A 3978-nucleotide genomic window follows, 5' to 3' on the forward strand; every position below is an offset into this window, starting at 1 on the left:
GGAGTTCCTGTTCCCGGTCCGCGCCGGGCCGCTGTTCGACATCGGCCCGTACTACCTGACGACGCTCGTGCAGGTCTCGGCCCGGTGTCGAAGGTCACGGCGACCGCGTCCAAGGCCCGCGCGACCCGGGTGATCGCCTCGGTCCGAAGGCGGGACCGAGTTCCCGGTCGAGGTCCCGACGAACCACTCCGCGCTCATCGAGTTCGAGGGCGGCGGCAGCGCGCAGAGCGTGTTCTCGTTCGAGTCGACGCGCGGCCGCACCGGCTTCGTCGAGATCGCGGGGGAGACCGGCACGGTCGTGTTCCCCGACCCGAACGAGTTCGACGGCGACACCGAGCTGTACGCGGCCGGCGCCGAGGAGCCCGAGACGATCCCCGCGGTCGGCTCCACGTACTCGCGCGGCACGGGCGTGGTCGACCTCGCCCGGTCCATCCGCGCCGGCGTCGGCAACCGGGTCCCCGGTGCCCTCGCCTTCCACGTCCTCGACGTGATGGTCTCCATCGCCGAGAGCGCCGAACGTGGGGAGCCGGTGCTCGTCGAGAGCACCGTCGACCCCTCCCCGACCCTCCCCGAGGGCTGGGACCCCGCGGAGTCGACCCTGGCCTGATCGCCAGGGGACGCGCCGCACACAGCAGCACCCGACACGCACCATCCCTGCACCATCTCAACGACGAGAAAGTAGAGAGTCATGCGCACTGCCATCCGCGCACTGGCCATCACCGCGGCCGCGGCACTCACCGTGACCGGCCTCGCAGCCTGCTCCTCCGGAGGCTCCGGTTCGTCCGGCGACTCCAAGACGCTCACGTACTGGGCGTCGAACCAGGGCACCTCCCTCCAGAACGACAAGGAGGTGCTGACCCCCGTCCTCGAGAAGTTCACGAAGGAGACCGGGATCAAGGTCAACCTCCAGGTCATCGGGTGGAACGACCTGCAGACCAAGATCACCACCGCCGTCACCTCGGGCCAGGGCCCGGACGTGGTCAACATCGGCAACACCTGGGCGACCTCGCTCCAGGCCACGGGCGCCTTCCAGGAGTTCGGCGACTCGGAGATGAAGGCGATCGGCGGGGCCGACAAGTTCGGCAAGGTCGCACTCTCGACCGGTGGCGCACCCGGCAAGACCGTCACGAGCGTCCCGCTCTACGGCCTCGCGTACGGCCTGTACTACAACAAGCAGATGTTCAAGGACGCCGGCCTCGAGGCGCCGACGACGTGGGAGGACCTCGTCACCGACGCCAAGAAGCTGACCACGGGCGGCAAGTACGGCTTCACCATCGCCGGTGGTTCGTACACCGAGAACTCGCACTTCGCCTTCATCAACTCGGCGCAGAACGGCGGCGAGTGGTTCGACAAGGACGGCAAGCCCACCTTCACGCAGCAGGCGAACGTCGACGGCATCAAGCGCTACCTCGACCTCATGCAGAGCGACAAGGTCGTCAACACCTCGAACGCGCAGTACGACAACGGCACGCAGGCGGTCTCGGACTTCGCGAACAAGAAGGCCGCGATGATGCTGACGCAGAACAACGCGAACAGCACGATCACGTCGAACGGCATGAGCACGGACGACTTCGGCGTCGTGCCCTTCCCTGCGCCGGAGGGCGAGACGGACATCGCGTCCTTCCCGGCCGGCATCAACCTGTCGATCTTCAAGAACACGAAGAACAAGGACGGCGCCCTGAAGTTCGTCAAGTACATGACGAGCGCTGACACGCAGGCCACGCTCGACAAGCCGTACTCGGCCCTGCCGGTGCTCGCCTCCGCTGCCGACTCGGTCACCGACGAGCAGACGAAGACGTTCCTCGACATCTACAACAACAAGGCGAAGCCGCTCCCGCTGGTGCCCGCCGAGGACCAGTTCGAGTCCACCGTCGGCAAGGCGATGAACGACATGTTCGCCAAGATCGCGACCGGCGGCACGGTGTCCGACAACGACATCAAGACGGCGCTGCAGACCGCGCAGGACCAGGTCTCGCAGTCCGTCGGCTAGTCGGCCTGGAGGCCCGGGGCGCGTCCGCAGGACGCGTCCCGGGCCTCGCCCCTCCACACCCGGCCACCCGCCGGGAGTGAGCCGATCGGCTCACGCATGCCGCGCCTCCCCACGGCCACGGCCACGGCCGCTGCCCCGATCCGCGCGACGCACCCGATCCTCCTCTCCGCCGAAAGGCTTGCCATGTCCACCTCGGTCCTGCCGGACTCCGAGCGCCTCGACCTGACCCGCACGAAGGCCCCGACGCTGTCGGGGCCGCAACCGGGTCGGAAGCCCAAGCGGCACTGGCTGCCGTACGCGCTCGTCGCCCCGGCGATCCTGTTCGAGCTGCTCATCCACATCGTCCCGATGCTCACCGGCATCTGGATCTCGTTCATGCAGCTCACCAAGTACTTCATCGCGAACTGGGGTGCCGCTCCCTTCGCCGGGCTCCGGAACTACTCGGTCGCGATCGACTTCGACCAGGCGATCGGCCAGGGCGTCCTGAACTCGTTCCTCATCACCTGCGCGTTCACGATCCTGGTGGTCGGCCTGTCCTGGACGTTCGGGATGGCGGCGGCGGTCGCGCTGCAGAAGCCGTTCAGGGGCCGCGGCCTCTTCCGCACGCTCTTCCTCGTGCCGTACGCGCTCCCGATGTACGCGGGCATCATCACCTGGAAGTTCATGTTCCAGCGTGACTCCGGCGCGATCAACCACGTCCTCGTCGACCAGCTGCACCTCTTCAGCGGCCAGGGACCGTTCTGGCTCATCGGGTCGAACGCCTTCGTCTCGGTCGTCGTCGTCGCGATCTGGAAGACCTGGCCGTTCGCCTTCCTCATGCTGATGGCCGGCCTGCAGTCCGTGCCGAACGACGTCTACGAGGCAGCGTCGGTCGACGGTGCGAAGCCGTTCCGCCAGTGGCGCTCGATCACGCTGCCGATGGTCCGTCCCGTCAACGTGACCCTGGTGCTCGTGATGTTCCTCTGGACGTTCAACGACTTCAACACGCCGTACGTCCTCTTCGGCTCGACCGCGCAGCCCCCGGCAGCGGACCTGCTGAGCTTCCACATCTACAACGCGTCGTTCATCACCTGGAACTTCGGCTCCGGGGCTGCGATGAGCGTCCTGCTCCTCATCTTCCTGCTCATCGTCACGGGCATCTACCTCGCCGTGACCAACCGGAGGTCCGTCCGTGCGTGAGACAGTCGGCGCCAAGTCGTTCAAGATCGTCACCATCGTCCTGCTGACGCTGTTCACGGTCGTCCCGCTCTACGTCATGATCACGACGGCCATGAAGCCGCTCGGCGACGTCCAGGACAACTTCACGTGGATCCCGTCGACGATCACGTTCCAGCCGTTCATCGACATGTGGTCGACCGTCCCGCTGGCGAAGTACTTCGTCAACTCGCTCGTGGTCTGCACGGTCGCGACGCTGTTCTCGCTCATCATCGCCACGTTCGCCGCCTACGGGGTCTCGCGGTGGAACTTCAAGGGCAAGAGCACGTTCACCACCGCGGTGCTGTCGACCCAGATGTTCCCCGGCGTGCTGTTCCTGCTGCCGCTGTTCCTCATCTTCACGAACCTCGGCAACACGCTCGGCATCCAGCTCGTCGGGTCGTGGACCGGCCTGATCATCACCTACTTGACGTTCACGCTGCCGTTCTCGATCTGGATGCTCGCGGGCTACTTCGAGACCATCCCGCGTGAACTCGACGAGGCCGCGATGGTGGACGGCTCCGGTCCGATGGGCGCCCTGTTCCGGGTGATCCTGCCGTCGGCCCGTCCGGGGCTCGTGGCCGTCGGCATCTACTCGTTCATGACGGCCTGGGGTGAGGTGCTCTTCGCCTCGGTGATGACGAACGGCGACGGGCAGCTGCTCGCGAACGGTCTGCAGCAGTACTCGACGCAGACGAACGCGAGCCGGAGGCAGACCACGGCGGCGACGCCAGAGGGGCGGGTCCCCGCGCCGAACACGCGAAGCACCGGGCACCGCCAGNNAGNGGCGGNNA

Annotated in this window: 4 protein-coding genes (1 of these 4 only partly in view); all 4 read left to right on the forward strand. The window is 66.9% G+C overall.

The genetic code is table 11. From position 1 onward, the window contains the following. Positions 1–229 precede the first annotated feature (229 nt). Positions 230–607 (forward strand): hypothetical protein, encoded by a 378-nt coding sequence (locus tag I59_RS23765; protein WP_049976600.1) that lies wholly within the window; start codon positions 230–232, stop codon positions 605–607. An 81-nt stretch (positions 608–688) separates the two neighbouring features. Then, a complete protein-coding gene (locus I59_RS14165) occupies positions 689–1990 on the forward strand; it encodes a sugar ABC transporter substrate-binding protein (RefSeq protein WP_022904430.1) in 1302 nt (433 codons plus the stop codon). Between the two features lie 183 nt (positions 1991–2173). Continuing rightward, a complete protein-coding gene (locus I59_RS14175) occupies positions 2174–3169 on the forward strand; it encodes a carbohydrate ABC transporter permease (protein ID WP_022904432.1) in 996 nt (331 codons plus the stop codon). After that, positions 3162–3978: the 5' portion of an ABC transporter permease subunit gene (locus I59_RS23590; protein ID WP_022904433.1), read on the forward strand. 1331 nt of this gene lie beyond the right edge of the window; only the first 817 of its 2148 coding nucleotides appear in the window; its start codon is at positions 3162–3164; its stop codon lies beyond the right edge, outside the window. The genes I59_RS14175 and I59_RS23590 overlap by 8 nt, the downstream gene beginning before the upstream one ends.

The organism is Curtobacterium sp. B8 (genome assembly GCF_000333315.1).
Classification (GTDB): domain Bacteria; phylum Actinomycetota; class Actinomycetes; order Actinomycetales; family Microbacteriaceae; genus Curtobacterium; species Curtobacterium luteum.

Excerpts from the sequence above, each read along its gene's own strand:
- I59_RS14175 (WP_022904432.1), top strand. The coding sequence starts at position 2,174 with ATGTCCACCTCGGTCCTGCCGGACTCCGAGCGCCTCGACCTGACCCGC.
- I59_RS14165 (WP_022904430.1), top strand. The coding sequence starts at position 689 with ATGCGCACTGCCATCCGCGCACTGGCCATCACCGCGGCCGCGGCACTC.